This is a genomic window from Ruthenibacterium lactatiformans (assembly GCF_000949455.1).
GTDB lineage: Bacteria > Bacillota > Clostridia > Oscillospirales > Ruminococcaceae > Ruthenibacterium > Ruthenibacterium lactatiformans.
Genome location: NZ_JXXK01000008.1, coordinates 115,018 through 130,246 on the forward strand (window position 1 = coordinate 115,018; position 15,229 = coordinate 130,246).

20 protein-coding genes are annotated in these 15,229 nt (G+C 59.6%); all 20 read right to left on the minus strand.

What is annotated here, in order from left to right; translation table 11 throughout:
• Positions 1-87: 87 nt before the first annotated feature.
• Positions 88-300: a DUF6199 family natural product biosynthesis protein gene (locus TQ39_RS07820; RefSeq protein ID WP_050005144.1), complete on the minus strand. Its 213-nt coding sequence runs from the start codon at positions 298-300 to the stop codon at positions 88-90.
• A gap of 42 nt (positions 301-342) precedes the next feature.
• Positions 343-1,089: a zinc ribbon domain-containing protein gene (locus tag TQ39_RS20810; RefSeq protein WP_050005145.1), complete on the minus strand. Its 747-nt coding sequence runs from the start codon at positions 1,087-1,089 to the stop codon at positions 343-345.
• A gap of 40 nt (positions 1,090-1,129) precedes the next feature.
• Positions 1,130-2,239, minus strand: a complete 1,110-nt coding sequence (locus TQ39_RS07830) for a THUMP domain-containing class I SAM-dependent RNA methyltransferase (RefSeq protein WP_050005146.1) — start codon at positions 2,237-2,239, stop codon at positions 1,130-1,132.
• 1,526 nt (positions 2,240-3,765) lie between these two features.
• Positions 3,766-4,485, minus strand: a complete 720-nt coding sequence (locus TQ39_RS07845) for an ABC transporter permease (RefSeq protein ID WP_318268094.1) — start codon at positions 4,483-4,485, stop codon at positions 3,766-3,768.
• Positions 4,482-5,294, minus strand: coding sequence for an ABC transporter ATP-binding protein (locus tag TQ39_RS07850; RefSeq protein WP_050005148.1), 813 nt, complete (start codon positions 5,292-5,294; stop codon positions 4,482-4,484). The genes TQ39_RS07845 and TQ39_RS07850 overlap by 4 nt, the downstream gene beginning before the upstream one ends.
• The gene (locus tag TQ39_RS07855; protein WP_050005149.1) at positions 5,291-6,094 is read right to left on the minus strand and encodes a MerR family transcriptional regulator; all 804 of its coding nucleotides are present in this window, start codon (positions 6,092-6,094) and stop codon (positions 5,291-5,293) included. The genes TQ39_RS07850 and TQ39_RS07855 overlap by 4 nt, the downstream gene beginning before the upstream one ends.
• 156 nt (positions 6,095-6,250) lie before the next feature.
• Positions 6,251-6,778: a ribosome hibernation-promoting factor, HPF/YfiA family gene (gene hpf, locus TQ39_RS07860; protein WP_050005150.1), complete on the minus strand. Its 528-nt coding sequence runs from the start codon at positions 6,776-6,778 to the stop codon at positions 6,251-6,253.
• Between the two features lie 263 nt (positions 6,779-7,041).
• Positions 7,042-7,467 carry a S1 RNA-binding domain-containing protein gene (locus TQ39_RS07865; RefSeq protein ID WP_009323581.1) on the minus strand — a complete coding sequence of 142 codons (426 nt, stop codon included), beginning with the start codon at positions 7,465-7,467 and terminating at the stop codon, positions 7,042-7,044.
• Between the two features lie 75 nt (positions 7,468-7,542).
• Positions 7,543-7,845, minus strand: a complete 303-nt coding sequence (locus tag TQ39_RS07870) for an FtsB family cell division protein (protein WP_009323580.1) — start codon at positions 7,843-7,845, stop codon at positions 7,543-7,545.
• 86 nt (positions 7,846-7,931) lie between these two features.
• Complete coding sequence (locus TQ39_RS07875; protein WP_009323579.1) at positions 7,932-8,417, minus strand: hypothetical protein; 486 nt, start codon at positions 8,415-8,417, stop codon at positions 7,932-7,934.
• Entirely contained in the window at positions 8,418-8,717 is a 300-nt protein-coding gene (locus TQ39_RS07880; RefSeq protein WP_009323578.1) for a YabP/YqfC family sporulation protein, read from the minus strand.
• A gap of 99 nt (positions 8,718-8,816) precedes the next feature.
• Positions 8,817-9,062, minus strand: coding sequence for an RNA-binding S4 domain-containing protein (locus TQ39_RS07885; RefSeq protein WP_050005151.1), 246 nt, complete (start codon positions 9,060-9,062; stop codon positions 8,817-8,819).
• An 84-nt stretch (positions 9,063-9,146) separates the two neighbouring features.
• Positions 9,147-9,422 carry an HU family DNA-binding protein gene (locus tag TQ39_RS07890; RefSeq protein WP_009323576.1) on the minus strand — a complete coding sequence of 92 codons (276 nt, stop codon included), beginning with the start codon at positions 9,420-9,422 and terminating at the stop codon, positions 9,147-9,149.
• Positions 9,423-9,471: 49 nt separating this feature from the next.
• Positions 9,472-10,281, minus strand: a complete 810-nt coding sequence (mazG, locus tag TQ39_RS07895; RefSeq protein WP_009323575.1) for a nucleoside triphosphate pyrophosphohydrolase — start codon at positions 10,279-10,281, stop codon at positions 9,472-9,474.
• A 284-nt stretch (positions 10,282-10,565) separates the two neighbouring features.
• Positions 10,566-10,937, minus strand: coding sequence for a zinc ribbon domain-containing protein (locus tag TQ39_RS07900; protein ID WP_009323574.1), 372 nt, complete (start codon positions 10,935-10,937; stop codon positions 10,566-10,568).
• A gap of 81 nt (positions 10,938-11,018) precedes the next feature.
• A complete protein-coding gene (locus TQ39_RS07905) occupies positions 11,019-11,951 on the minus strand; it encodes a uridine kinase family protein (RefSeq protein WP_009323573.1) in 933 nt (310 codons plus the stop codon).
• Positions 11,911-13,371, minus strand: a complete 1,461-nt coding sequence (hemZ, locus tag TQ39_RS07910; protein WP_009323572.1) for a coproporphyrinogen dehydrogenase HemZ — start codon at positions 13,369-13,371, stop codon at positions 11,911-11,913. Before hemZ ends, TQ39_RS07905 begins: the two co-directional genes overlap by 41 nt.
• Before the next feature lie 22 nt (positions 13,372-13,393).
• Positions 13,394-13,984, minus strand: a complete 591-nt coding sequence (locus TQ39_RS07915; protein WP_009323571.1) for an MBL fold metallo-hydrolase — start codon at positions 13,982-13,984, stop codon at positions 13,394-13,396.
• Positions 13,985-14,020: 36 nt separating this feature from the next.
• The gene (gene dtd / locus TQ39_RS07920) at positions 14,021-14,476 is read right to left on the minus strand and encodes a D-aminoacyl-tRNA deacylase (RefSeq protein WP_050005152.1); all 456 of its coding nucleotides are present in this window, start codon (positions 14,474-14,476) and stop codon (positions 14,021-14,023) included.
• A 28-nt stretch (positions 14,477-14,504) separates the two neighbouring features.
• Positions 14,505-15,229 (minus strand): ACT domain-containing protein (locus tag TQ39_RS07925; RefSeq protein ID WP_167541528.1); only part of this gene is annotated, 725 nt, incomplete at its 5' end.

Sequence of the window (15,229 nt, forward strand, 5' to 3'; positions counted from 1 at the left end):
CGGAAACAAAAAGCGTCCCGTCTGCATCTTGCCGCAGGCGGGACGCTTTTTATTGTACGCATCCGGGTATTCCGCGCCGGACCGCGCTCATTTCAAAAGCAGCGGCAGAAACGGAAGGACAACGCCGAAAACGAGGAACAGCGCGCCCCCGAAACGGATGCCGAACCTGTATAACTCCGACGGCTCATCGGCGCGGTACGATTTCCACTGCTCGGTCCATTTCCAAACCAGCGCCGGACGAAGCAGGCACAGCAGCCCCAGCGCAATACAAACCGCCGAAAGGATCATACAATATACCATTCTCCACCTCTCTCTCCATTCCGTTGCGTTTCTTTCCCTGCCTCAGTAGTAAAAAGCCGGGGACGCCACCGCCATTATCAAAAACAGCACGAACGTCAATACAAAAAACACAGCCCATGCGATGACACGCGCAGCCAGAAAGCCCCGCGCAAAGTTGCGGCGGTTGGGGCGGCCCGGGCTGTCCAGCGCCCAGACGAGCAGGAACACCAGCCCGATCACCGGCACCATTCCCAAAAGGGACATTCCGAGATAGGAGCCCATGGATATCGGCTCGGGCAGCTCCGGCTGTCCGTAGCTTTGCATGCCGGGCGTATAATAGGCAGGCCGCTGCGCATAAGCGGGCGGCGGAACGCCCGGGCCGGGTGTTCCCTCAGGCCGCGGCGGCATATAGATGGGCCGCGGCGCAGCCCCCACAGGGCTGCCGCCCTGCGGCGGATACGGATACGCCTCCCCCTGCCCGTGGATGGGAGGCACGGGCGCACCCGGTCCGGGCTGCGTCGGGATTTCCCCCGCGGAGACCGTCACAGGCGGCTCCTCCAGCCGTCCGGCCTGCCGTGGTTCACCCGTGCCCGCCTCCCGCACGGGTGGCTCCGGCAAGTCGGCCGCGGGCGCGCTTCCGCCCTCCTGCCCGGACAGCCCTGCATCGCGGGTGCCGTCCTGCGCTTGTGCCTGCGGCGGCTCCGCCATCCGGTCCGGCTCATCGGGTTCGATCCTACGTCCGCAGTTCGGGCATGCGTCCAGGCCCGGCACAAGCGCCGTGCCGCAGATAGGACAAAAGTTTTTTGCCATTGCAAAACGCTCCTTTCCGCGCGCCCCATGGGGCCTGCGGTCAAAAATACATATATACCTGACAGGGGATCATGCCATTGTACAGCTTGCGGCGGCGTTTGGCCTTTTTGCCGAAATGCTGCTCAAAATCCGCGTCCGCCGTAATAATGTATGCGCTGCGCACGGGGTTTTCCTCCAGCCGACGGCCCAGCATGCGCTCCAGCTCCGCGGCGGCGGCAAGGTCTCCCAGGCGCTCGCCATAAGGCGGATTGGTGAACACCATCGCGCCGGGGGCAGGGGAAAAATCCTTCACATCCGCCGTAAAGAACCTGCAGTGCTTTTCCACTCCCGCCAGCTTTGCATTGGCCGCAGCCAACGCCACCGCCGCAGGGTCAATGTCAAAGCCTACGCCTTGGAATTCCACGCCCCGCCGGATCTCCGAAAGGGCTTTCTCCCGCTGCTCTTTCCAGACGGCGGCAGGCAGAAACGCATAGTGCTCCGCCGTAAAGCGGCGCCGCAGGCCGGGGGCCATGTTCATGGCCTTCATCGCGGCCTCGATCATCAGCGTACCGCTGCCGCAGAACGGGTCCTGCGCCAGTGTGTCGGGATAGATGCGGCCCAGGTCAATGATGGCCGCGGCCAGCGTCTCCTTGATGGGCGCCTCCATACTGTTTTTGCGGTAACCGCGCTTGTGCAGGCCGTCGCCGGAGGTATCCAGCATTACCTCCACCATATTTTTGCGGATGGAAAAACGTATTTTGTACAGCGCGCCGTCCTCTGGCAGAACCTGCACCCGGTGCCCGCGCTTGAGCCGCTCCACCACAGCCTTTTTCACGATGCTTTGACAGGCCGGAACGCTGGAAAGCGCACTGGACAGACTACTGCCCTTCACCGGGAACTCCGCGTCCGCGGGCAGCAGCTCTTCCCAGGGAATGGCCGATACGCCGTCAAACAGCTCGTCAAAGGTAACGGCCTTGTAGGTCTTAAGGAGGATGAGCACGCGCTCGGCACAGCGGCTCCACAGATTGGCGGCTGCGATGATGTCCGGCCCGCCGCGGAACGCCACGCGTCCATCTGTGACAGCGACATCCTCTGCGCCGATGCGCTTAAAGTCGAACGCCGCGGCGCTCTCTGTGCCAAAATAGCAGGGTGCGATCAAATCATATTTCAAAATTGTTTTCCTCGTCTTTTTAAAATCGTGTCAGGGCAGCGCCCCGGCATTCCGCAGGCCGGGACCGCCGTGACGGCTTGGGGGCGATAAAGCCCGTACCAGCCGTACAACGTGCGTTATCAGTTTAAGTATAGCACAAGCCCGGCCGCATCACAAGCGGCGGCTGTTTTCTGAATGAAATGATCCGGCGGTGCGGCGCCCGGCACCTGTCCCCCTTCCCTTACCGATCCGACGGCCGGACGGAACATGAACTGCAACACCTCCCGGTTCGGGAGCAAAATAATTCACAGAACAGCTTTTGGTACCGATGTCTCCATCCGGTCGCGCCGTACCTTAAAGGCACCCTGCAAATACGCCGCATTGTTCTTTCATATATGGTATAATAACCTCAAACCCGCCGCTTGCGCGGCTGCGCGCACTTCATGCGCTGATGCGCTTATCGCGCATTGCTTTGAGAACATTGAACCATGCAAAACCGCAATGGATGCGGTTTTGTTGTGGCCGCTTCGCGGCGCTATGGTATAATATGTCCGGTTGGCGAATGTAAGCCGCAGGCGAAGCATGCGCTTAGCGGCATAGATACCATGTTTCTTAGTGAACACGAGCGGTACCCGAAGTGCGAGCTTAGAAAATGGTATATTGTCCGTGAAACAACAGGAAGCCGCCGTTTGGGGCGAAAAGGCAAATGGCAGATAGCTGCAGCGACTGTGAAAGAATCGAGTTGATCAAAAAGCAGAAGACCCCATATTTTGTCAGAGAATCAAAAACCGGTTACGTCGTTATCGGTGACAATCAGCGCATAAAAAGACATTCTCTTTTTCTATGCAAGCAATGCGTCTCTGAGCTGCATCTTTTAGCACTTGAATTCAGATATGGCTTTCTGACAGAAATGTCTATCGCAGCTGAAGCCGTTTATAAAAGCGTTTAAGCCGGAAAAGCTGAATTATGAACTTCTGCGCGTAGGCGGCGTCCATATGCACGGCATATATTTTCCAGAAGAAACGGCGATACGCCCCGCCCCGGCCCTGTTTGGCAGTTGGGGAAGGAATTGTCGTCGGAGAAATATCGTCCCTCCTCAGAAGAATTGGCAGCTTTAAAGACACAGTTGAACATAGAATTGGACAAGCTCTTGTTATAGACCGCCTGCTTGACCATCATACATCACCTGCGGAAGGCCCTGTTCCCGGCGCCGGCCGCACAAAAACATCCTGCCCGGAATTTATACGGGCAGGATGTTTTGCAGCTTGTCGAAAAAGCTACGCTTTTGCGCCAAGCTGCCTACGAACAGGGCCTGCGGCCCCGTTCGCCGCGCACGGCGCGGGATTATTTTAAATGAAAAAGGGGTTCGCCATCCCTTTTTCAAGCTTTTTCCCCGGACGCTTCTTTTCCTTCTTTGCCTTTTTCGATGGTCTAAAAACATCCTGCCCGGAATTTATGCGGGCAGGATGTTTTGCTCCTTCACGCTGTCGGCGCTTCAATGAAAAGAACCGCTTTATCCCAGAACATTTTATCCGGTCGGTTCCGCCTTACTCTTTCTCCAAGCGCTTGAGCAGCAGCATGCAGAGAACGGACGACATTGCCATCACCAGAGCCAGCGGCCACAGGTTCCCAGCGGAAAATCCGCCGTCCTTCATCAGGCAAAAGCCCCATGACGCAGGAAATATCCGTCCCGCCGCACCAAGAACGCCGGGCAGCAGCTCCGACGGGAACATAATGCCCGACAGAAGAATGGAGGGAAGAAAAACGAGCTGGGAAAACATGGTCAGCTTCGCCTGATCCCTTACTGCCACCCCAAGCACGCCGCCCACGCTCAGCGACGCGGCAGTAAAAACCGCCAGGGCACCGAAATACGCTGCCGGGTCGGCAGGCGCCGCCGCGCCGAATGCAGGCGGCGCAGCCAAATAGATTACCGCGCTCATCAGCATCAGATGCAGAAATGTGGACAAGAGCGCCGGGATGAGACCGAAGTACAGCGGCACACCGTTGGCTTTGTACATTTTTTTGATATCGCCGCCGTAGATCTCCACCAGCGAGGGCGGCAGGCCGATCAGCGCCCCCATGGAGACACCCATCACCGTCATGGACGGAACCAGCGTTTCCCGCGCGGACGGGTTGACCGATGTAAAAATCCCTCCCATCATTGCAAAAAACAAAAGCGGCACCACATAGCAGGTAATGAGCAGCGTCCTGCTGCGGATGTCCAGCCGCCATTGCAGCGCCGTGCCATACAAAAACGCCCCCATCATACATCCTCCTTCGCAATATCCATAAAATGCTGCTCCAGTGTTCCCCGTCCTACTGTAACATCCAGAATCGCGACGCCGCACCGTTTGTAAGCTTCCAGCAACGGCAGCAGGGCCTCCCCTACGTCGTCAGCCTCAAAACGCTCCTCACCCTGCGCTGTCCGGACGCACACAAGGTATCGGCTGCCGATATGCGCGGTCAGTTCCGTCACAGTGCCCAGAAAAACCAACTCTCCGCGGTTCAGGATGCCGATGCGGCTGCACAGGCTTTCCACCTCCGCCATATCATGGCTGGCCAGGACGATGGTTTTCCCCTGCGCCTGCAGTGCGCGGATCTGCGCGTGGAGCGCCACCCGCCCCTCCACGTCCAGCCCGGCTGTGGGTTCATCCAGAAATACCACGTCCGGCCTTCCGGTGAGCGCAAGTGCAAGATGCAGCCGCCGCTTTTGTCCGGTGGACAGCGCGCCGTACTGCGTTTTTTTCATCCCACCGATGCCCAGTGCGTCCAGCATGGCCGCATCCGGCTTCGTTCCGTTCCATTTTGCAAACAGCGCCACGGCCTCCATGGGCCGGATGTGCGCCGGCAGAGAGGCGGACTGAAGCTGTATCCCGGCCTTGCCCCACACCACAGCACTGCCGCCATCCTGCCGCCGCAGGCCCTCGATGCATTCCAGCGCCGTGGTCTTTCCCGCGCCGTTCACCCCCAGCAGCGCAAAGATCTCGCCCTGCTCCACCGTGAAGGTCAGTCCCTTCAGCACCGCACGGCCTGCGTAACTTTTTTGCAGGCCCTCCACCCGTATCGCACAGCTCATTGCATATCCTCCCCTGTCGGCCCTGTCCCGATCCGGGTAAAATAGGCGTCCAGCGCCGGCTCGATGTACGCACTTGCCGCGGCCTGCCTTTGCCGCCACGCGGCGTCCGCTCCGTCAAAGCTTCCCATCTCCATCAGCTTTGCCAAAATTTCCATGTCCCCGCCGGTGAACTCCGTCACCATCTGCCAAAATGCGGCCGCCAGCGCCTGCCCCCGCGCCCCTTCGGGCGGCTCGCCTGCGGCCTGCAGACGCAGCGCCTCGTCCTGCAGGCGGTTGAAGGTCTCCAGCATCGCCCGGCCGCTCTCCTTGTCGAAGCGGCTGCGGATATGGTCCAGCGTTCTTTCGTCAAAATGCTTGATGAGCCAGTAAAACTCATTTTTCATCTGCAGGTTCACAATAATATCCGCGTACTTTTTAAAGTCCACCGTCTGCATCTGCAGCACCTCGGCACGCAAAGTCTCAATGGCCGTGAGTGATTCCGTCAGCACCGCGATCTTCTCCCGCACGGCGGCAGCCTGCGCTGCCAGCGCGTCCGCAACGTCGGCGGGCGTATCCAACGGCGCAAGCCTGTTTTTGATGTCGTCCAGGGAAAAACCCAGAGACTTCAGCGACAGGATTTGATGGAGCTGTATCATATCCTTATCCGTGTACAGTCTTCGCCCGCCTCCGCTTTCTGCCGTGGGAGAAAGCAGTCCCTCCCTGTCGTAGTATTGAAGCGTGCGGACCGTGACGCCCATTCTTTCCGCCAGCTTTCCCACGGTCATAAAGCCATCCGGCAGCGCCCGTTCATTTTTTGGCATCTCTATCACCTCCCTGCCATTATATTTCATGACGCCGCGTCACAAGCAACCCTTTTTTGACGCCCATGCAAAATATTTTCCGGCGCTTGGCGCAAAAAAGCGCCGCGCGAAACTTCGTGCGGCGCTCTGCCTGCAATCTTCATTGAAAAGTACGCATCAGCGTTCCGGAATCAGTACGCCGTAGCTGCCGTCCTTGCGGCGGTACACCGCGTGGATCTCATCGGTGTCCGCGTCGCGGAATAAAAAGAACGTGTGGCCCAGCATATTCATCTCCAAAATCGCCTCATCCACGGTGCTTGGCTTGCAGGAAAAGCGTTTTTCGCGGATGATGCTGTATGCTTCTTCCGGCTCCGCCTCGTGGGCGGCAAGCGCGAATTCCTCCACCGCGGGCTGATAGACACGGTTTTCCAAACGCTTGCGGTTTTTAACGATGCGCCGCGTCAGCAGGTCTACCGCCGCGTCGAACGCATCTTCCATACGGTCGGCCGATTTCTCGGCACGGCTCGTAAAGCCCTTGTCTTTAACGGTCACCTCCACCGTCTGCCAGTCCTTTTCCACGGTCACGGTAACGTTCGCCTCCGCGCTGTCGGAAAAGAATTTGTCCAACTTTGCAAGCTTTGTTTCCACGCGCTGTATAAACGCGTCCTTCAGGTTGACTTTTCGTCCTGTGCATGTGATCTTCATAAACCAAAGCCTCCTTTAACAGTTGAAAAAGCGGCGTGGACAACCCCGCTTCTTCTGTTTTGATTATACCACGTCAGCACGTGATTTTACAAGGATTTTATAGGCAATATTTACAAAATGTTATTTTAGCATACACAAAAAAATATACAATTCGCACGCAATGTAAATTAAAAAGCGGCGCAACTGAACAAGCCGCGCCGCTTTGAGCGGAGATTTCTTTCATTATACGCCGGAAAAGCCCGCGCGCCGCAGGCTCTGCCCGCTCAATGCCCCCGGCGGGAGTAACCGCCGCCGCGGCGCGCCTCGGTGACGCGGCGCAGGTCGGAGATTTTTTCCTCGCTGCGGGATTTGAACTGGCTCATCATGTCCTCAAACGACATTTCACCCTGCGGCTGCGACTGAGTGCGGGGCTGCCAGGTGCGGCCGGTATCCGCGCGCTGGGGGCGCGGGGGGCGCGGCTCAGTGCGCTTGATGGAAAGCGCGATTTTGCCCTCGGGCGAGATGCTCATCACCTTCACCTTCACGGTCTGTCCTTCGCTCAAAACGTCGGAAAGCTCCTGGATATACTCGTTGGACACCTCGGAAATGTGTACCATGCCGGTTTGGCCGCCGGGCAAAGCCACGAACGCGCCGAATTTTTTTACGCCGGTGATCTTGCCCTCTACGATGCTTCCTACCTCTACTGCCATGGATTGCGATAACTCCTTACGTTAAATAAAGTTATAAAAATTGCGAAGCCGCAATGCTTACCAAAACCGGTGCAGTCAGTCCCCCGACATATCCACATAGATATGCTCGCCGGGCAGCACATATCCCAGCTTGTCGCGCGCGATGCGCTCCATATACGCCGCTTCGTCGCCGGAATCCAGTGTGCGCTGCAGCTCGGTGTTGGCCGCCTCCTGGGCGGCTACCTGCTGCGTCAGGTTCTCCAGCTGCTGGCGCTTGGAAACGATGTCGATCTGCGCAAATACAAGCGACACGCACAGATAGATGCAAACGCAAACAAGCCCTATGCGTACCGCAAGGGCCGAAAAGCCTTTTTTCTGTTTGCGCTTTCTCTCTGCCATAAACCTTTCTCTTCCCCGGCCGGCGCGTTTTGCAGCACGGCCGCACGGGGATGCTCCATCCACAAAAGGGTACACTTCCCCCAGTGTCACTTTGAATTATACAACACGCGGCCGCTGTTTTGCAACCTTTTCTTTCTGGCCGCCCGGCTTTTTTTCACACGGCCGGCGCTGTGCGCCGTACGCACACGCTGAAAACGCGCCGAAACCGCACCCGCAAACGGGCGCAGCACCGCGCGCCACAGCATTACGAACGGCCAGGCCAGGCACCAGCGAACGAACGCTTCGACGCCGGAAAGCAGAGGCTCCAATGCGGCGCGGCTGGCCAAAAAACACAGCACACATCCCGCCAGCGTATACCAGCGCGGCTGGCCTGCATAAAAACGGCTCATGGCCGCGCTGCGGTACAAAAGCGCCCCCACGGCCAGCACAGCGGCGTCGCAGATAAAGCATACCGCTTTGCCTGAACCCAGCAGCATGCGTGCGGCGCTGTAGCCCACACACAGAAGAAACCCCAGCCCGGCGGCGTAGAACAGATCCCGCAGCGCGAGCCCCACCGGGACTCCGCCAACCATTTACCGCACCAGCCTTTTAAACAGGGATTCCTGTTTTTCCCGTTTGGCGGTGTACTGGACATATTCGATGGAACCGTTGATCTTCACCTCGCCCGTCTGAACGGAAAGCTCGCTGACCGTCAGCCCTTCACCGCCGATGGCAAGCGTGCCGCCGGGCGTTTCCAGCGTGGCCGTGAAAGAGTCGTAGGAGACGATGGACAAAATGCCCGTCGCTGTAAGACGCTTGCGGTCCTCTATTACAACACTGTGCGGCGTCTGCCGCGCCTGGTTCGCCGCCGGGGCGGCCGGATTGATCGTCATTTGTTTTGCACCTCTCTTTATCACCATGTGTATGCAAAGAGCGGCGCGCATATGACGGCGCGCAGGAAGCCGAAGGGACTGCGTGCAAACCAAAACGGCTTACTCCGAAAGCACCACGTACATCTCGCGGGCAAGGTCCTTGCCTGTGGGCGCCTCGGTGGATACCACCTTCACGCGCACGGGCCTCTGGCCGAACGCCACCTCGATGACGTCGCCTTCCTTGACGGCATAGCTTGCCTTAACGGGCTTGCCGTTCACTGTGATGCGCCCGGCGTCCGCCACCTCGTTGGCCACAGTGCGGCGTTTGATGAGATGGCTCACCTTCATAAATTTGTCAATGCGCATGGCTGCGCTCCTTTCTGTTGTCTTGTAAGAAAAATGCAGCCGGAGGGCTTGTCCTCCGGCTGCATGGAAAAGGGCCGATATCGCTTATTTCGCCACGGCGTCCTTCAGAGCCTTGCCGGCCTTGAAAGCGGGAGCGGTGGTAGCGGGGATCGTGATCTCCTCTTTCGTGCGGGGGTTGCGGCCTTTGCGGGCGGGGCGCTCGCGGGTCTCAAACGTGCCGAAGCCGACAAGAGCAACCTTGTCGCCGGCCTTCAAGGCCTCGGTGATGCCGTCCAGAACAGCAGCGACAGCCTTCTCGGCGTCCTTCTTGGTCAATTCAGCCTCAGCGGCAACTTTCGCGATCAGATCAACTTTGGTCATTGTAATAAACCTCCGAAATAATGATTGAGTGTATGTTTTCAAAGCACGGTTAGCGCTTTGTAAAAACCTCTTTTGCTCTTTTCCATAGTTTGTCCAACTCTGCGGCGCTTAAATCATCCACCGCGCAGCCCTGCTGGGCGGCCAGGCGTTCCATTTCCCTGAAGCGCCGCACAAATTTCACCGTTGCGGCGTCCAGCGCCTCTTCCGCGTCGCAGTCCAGAAAGCGCGATACGTTCGCCGCAGAAAACAGCACGTCGCCCAATTCCTCCTGCTGCGCATCCGCACTGCCCTGCGCCACAGCCTGCTTCAGCTCCGTCAGCTCCTGTTCCAGGTCCGCGATGGCAGCCTGCGCGTCGGGATAGGTGAAGCCGTGGTCAGCCGCGCGTTTGGCCACCTTTCGGCTGCGCATCAGCGCCGGCAGGGCCGCGGGCACGCTGTCCAGGTCATCCCCCGCGCCTTCGCGGTGCTTTTCCCGGCGCTTGAGCGCCTCCCAATTCTGCAGCGCCTCGTCCGGCGTCTGTGCGCCGGCGTCCCCAAAAATATGCGGATGCCGGTAGATGAGCTTTTTGCAGATGCCCGTACAGACGTCCCCGAACGTGAACGCCCCCTGTTCTTCCTCCATACGCGTGTGCAGAGCCACCTGGAGCAACACATCGCCCAGCTCCTCGCACAGAAGGCTGGCATCGGCAAGGTCGATGGCGTCCGCCACTTCGTAGGTCTCTTCGATAAAATTCTTGCGGATGGACGTATGCGTCTGCACCTTATCCCACGGGCAGCCATTTTCCGGATCCCGCAGCAATGCGACAATCTCCAGCAGGTCTTCCATGTTATAGCGTTCTTTCTGCGTCAGCCCGTTCATGGAATACCCCTTTCCGTCTACTCCATAGATTTTACATGATAGGCCCTCACTTTGCAAGTAGTTTGGCCCTTTTTTTCCCGGATTTGCCCCCATCCGCGGGCTTTTTTTACATCTGCGGCCCCAAACTGCGCGGAACCGTTTTTCTTGCGCGGACACCATGCGCCATGGGCGCACGCCAAAGGGCAGAAAAGCGCGCCGCGCTCCCCTTTTCCGGGAGCGCGGCGCGCCGGCCCCGCTATATTTTTTTGCGCCTGCGGATCACCGCAAAGCGCATTTTCGGCCCGTTACAGTTTGCCCCCGCACCCAGGACAAAATATGGCATGTGGGTCTACCTCCGCGCCGCACTGGGGGCAGTAGACAGCCGTCTGTGCATCGTCTGCCATGGCGGCTGCTGGCGCAGGCTCCAGCGCCGCGATATCCTTTTCGACAGCCGCGATGGTCTCTATGTAGCGCTCCACCAGCGCCGTGTTTTCCTCGCCGTTTTTGTGCAGCGCATACACCAGAGCGCCAAGCTGGCGCTGGGCGCGGCTCAGCTTGTTTTCCAGCGCCAGCAGGTCCATCTGCTTTTTGCCCTTCTGGGCCAGGTCTCCTGTTGTCTTTACGGCCGCGTCCGCCAGCGTGGCGGCCGCGCCCTTAAGTTTATCGAACGTGGTCATTTCCAGCACCTCTCTTATTTTACCTGTTTTACTTGAGCTTTGATTATAGTATAGTATGAAGCCGCGCGCTTTGCAATGCATTCATCCGATGAATTCCCGCAGCATGGACGTCCTGGGGATGCTCTGTTCGGGCAGCGGCATGCACAGTGCAAAACGGCTGCACAAGCTTTCCAGCTGCGCCGCATAAGGCGTTCCCGGCGCAAGCTCACCCCGCAGCGCGGTGACAAAAGGCGCAAGACAGCACACCTCGTAGGAAAAGCTGGTATCCAGCAGCAGGTCTGCTTCGGGTTTGAAAACCTTGATGTTCTTATCCTCTCCCTCGCAGACGGCGGGCCACATGGAAAAAGTCTTTTCCAAGCTGTGGCCGCGGAACTTGTGGTCCCGCACCATGCGGCGTGCCAGGCGCACGTCCCGCGTGGGCAGAATGCGCTGGCCGTCCCGGGAGTATTCCTCCCGCATGCCCGCATAGATCTTGAACGCGCTGCCCTCGGGCAGCAGCGCCGTCAGGCGGGGGTTCAGCGCATGGATGCCCTCGATGACCACCACACCGTCCCCCACCTCCACGGGGATAACGCCGTGGCGGCGGCGCTCTCCGCAGAAATCGAAATCCGGAATCTGTGTTCGGCCCGTGCGGATGAGCTCCAGCAGACAACGGTTGATGGCCGAGATATCCAGTGCGTCCACGCTCTCATAATCCACACTGCCGTCGGGCAGACGGGGATAATCCTTTAGGTCCTTGTAAAAATTGTCCAGCGACACCACCGCGCTGCGCCGCCCATGGGCGGCAATGCAGTCCGCCAGCTTGTGAGCGGTGGTCGTTTTTCCGGAGGCAGACGGCCCGGTGAGCATCACCACATGCGCGCCGCTCTCCCGCACGCACGCAGCCGCGTGCTCGACGCGTGCGGCATAGTCCTGCTCGCAGTAGTCAATGAACGCCTCGGGCGAGCGGGCCGCCACGTTCACAAGGCCCAGTTCAACGAGCCGTTTCGGGATCCAGATCAGCGTATTTGGCATAAAAGTCGTCAACTCCCTGCTTGCGCGCTTGCACCACATCAAAGCGCTCGATGTATTCCAACGGATATTTATGGTTGAAGATGCGCCGGATGTGCCCGTCCGGCCCCACCAGCTTGGTGGAACCGCCCGCTCCCGCCGAAAGGATGGTGTGCACCTCCTCCATAATAAACACGTTGTACAGCCCCGCATAGCCGGGCCTGGTGTAGCCCGTGTTCTCCAGATTCTGCAGCGTGCCCTTCTGGCGGTACAGGTAATACGGCTCATAACCGTTTTCCCCCAGCAGCGCGCAGGAATCCAGCATGCGTGCCACATCCCCATAGGCATTCGGCGCGTGCTCGATAACGAGGTTTGAGGCACGCTTGAGCGTGAGCGTATGCACCGTGATGTTCTCCGGCGCAAGCGCCAGCACCCCCTGCAGCGTCTGCGCAAACCGTGCAGGCGTATCCAGCGGCAGCCCCGCGATGAGGTCCATATTGATGTTCCCGTGGCCCAGCCGCCGCGCCTGTGCAAAGCAGTCCAGAACATCCTGCGCAGTATGCCTGCGGCCAATGGCCGCCAGCACCTCGTCCGATAATGTCTGCGGATTGATGGAGATGCGCGTGGCGCCGTATTCTTTGATGACGGCCAGCTTCTCCGGCGTGGTGCAGTCCGGCCGGCCGGCTTCCACGGTATACTCACGTACAGCGGGCACGTCGAAATTGTCGCGCACGGCCTGCATCAGCGTGCGCAGCTGCGCGGCCGAAACCGCCGTCGGCGTACCGCCGCCGATGTAGATGGTCTCCAGCCGCAGCCGGTTGCGCCGCGCCAGCGCGCTGATCTCCGCAAGTTCGCGGCACAGCGCCTGGACATAAGGCTCAATGAGGCTGCCCGATTCCGCAGTGGTGCGGGAAACAAAGCTGCAATAGCTGCATCGGGACGGACAGAACGGAATGGAGATGTACAGGCTGTAGCTGCGCGGCGTGTTCAGCGCCAGTACGGGCGCCTGATTGTCCGCCGTCCGCACCGCCAGCTTATATTTTTCGCCGTCTGCAAAGTATTTATCCCGAAAGAACGACTCTATCTCTTCCTGCGCCTTACCGGCGCGGCGCATGTCGTGAACCAGCCGCACCGGCCGCACACCCGTCAGCATGCCCCAGGCCGGGCGGCGGCCCGTGGCCTCGCACAGCAGCAGAAACAGCAGGCGGCATATCTCATATTCCGCCTGCTCCGGCGGCGTGTCCTGCGCCAGCGGCGCAGTGCGCACGGCGCACAGGCCGTTCATGCGCACGCCGCATACAAAACGTTTTTTGCCCCGCAGCACCGCAACGGCGTCCGCCCCGCGGGCGGGCCACCGTTTCGCCAGCAGCGCGGGCCGAAAAAACAGCCGCGTCACATGCTCGGGCTCGTAGCCGGAGGCAAGGCCCCGGATATAGATCTCCATATGATTAATTCCTATCTTTTTGTTAAAATTGCAGATACCGATTGTTCGCCCGTTCCCGGTCCATGGTGGAAAACTCCTCGTGGCCGGGCAGGACCTGCACGTTTTCCGTCACTGCGACGCACAGCTTTTTCAGGCTTTCCCGCAGTGTGTCCCAACTGCCGCCGGGCAGGTCCGTACGGCCCACGTCCCCCGCGAACAGCGTGTCGCCGCTGAACAGCAGACCGCCGCACAGCAGGCAGACGGACCCGGCGCTGTGGCCGGGCGTGGCGATGACGCGGAACGCGAGATCCGTGTCCACGCGGATCTCCTCTCCGTCCGCATAGGCGTTGTCCGGCGTGGTGAACGGAAAAAGCTCACCGCCGCACGCGTCCTGCGGGGCCAGCCAGACCTTCGCACCCGTTTTCCGCTGCAGTTCCTCCACTGCGCCCACATGGTCGTAATGGCCGTGCGTCAGCAGGATATGCGTCAGCCGCGCGCCCTCCTGCTCCAGCAGCCGCAGATATTCCTGCGCCCCGGCAGCCGGATCGACGGCAGCGGCCAGGCCGTTTTCCCCCACCAGCAGAAACGTGTTGGTGTACAGCGGCGGCGCCGCGGGAATATGGTATATTTTCATATCCTTCTCCTTCGTTTTTCAGGCGGCACGCCGCACTCAGCGCTTCCATTCGTCGGTGTCGATCACGATGGTCACAGGGCCGTCGTTGGTCAGTGTCACCTTCATACCGGCACCGAATTCACCCGTCTCCACACGGGCCAGGCCTGTTTTTCGCAGCTCGGCCACGAATGCTTCATACGCCTCCACCGAAAGCGGCGGCTTTGCCGCGGCGATGAAACTGGGTCTCTTGCCCTTTTTCGTATCGCCGTACAGCGTGAAATTGGACACTACCAGCGCCTCGCAGCCCAGCTCCTCGGCCGAAACGTTCAGCTTGCCGCCGGCGTCTTCAAAGATACGCAGGCCCGCGCATTTCTGCGCCAGCTTTTCGCAGACGTCCAGCGTGTCGGTGTCCCGCACGCCCAGAAGGATCATCAGCCCGCGGCCAATGGCGCGCGGCGCGCCGCCGTTCACAACAACGTCCGCCGCGCTCACGCGCTGGATGACAGCTCTCATCGTTCATTCCTCCGTGCCTTTTTTCCGCTCACACGCGGGTAATGGTGGTGATGCTCTTGATTTTCCTCAGCCGCGCGATGACGGTGTTCAGATGCTCGGTGTTGTTCACGCCGATGGTCAGCGCCATTGTGGCACGGCCGTCGGCCAGCTGCCGTGCCGAGATGGCGTAGCAGGGCAGATGCATCTCCGCGATGAGGCCCGCCACGTCGGCCATCAGGCCGTCGCGGTCCATGGCCGAGATCTCAAGCGAGGATTTGAAGCTCTCCTTCACGCTTTCCGCCCAATGGGCGTTCACCCAGCGGGGCGCGTCGTCGCCCAGAAGGCCGGCCCGCGCGTTGGAACACGAGCGCTTGTGGATGGAAACGCCAAAGCCGCGCGTGATGAAGCCGATGATATCGTCCCCCGGCAGCGGGTTGCAGCACTTTGCAAATTTGACCAGGCAGTTGTCCAGCCCTTCCACAATAACGCCCTCGCTGGATTTCTGCTTTTTGATGGGGACCTGAAGCACCTCGGCAGGGCTTTGTTCCTTGAGCAGCTTCGTGTATTCGTCCTTGATCTTTATCATCAGGCGGGAGAGCTGGATGCCGCCGTAGCCGATGGCCGCGTACAGCTCTTCCGGCGTGTTCAGGCGCTGGCGGCGCGCAAGGTCAGCCATAAATTCGTCGTACTTTTCCTCAGGGATGGTGATGAGGTTGCGGCGCATCTCCTTGTCCAGAGCTGCCTTGCCCTCGGTGATGTTTTCTTCCTTGCGTT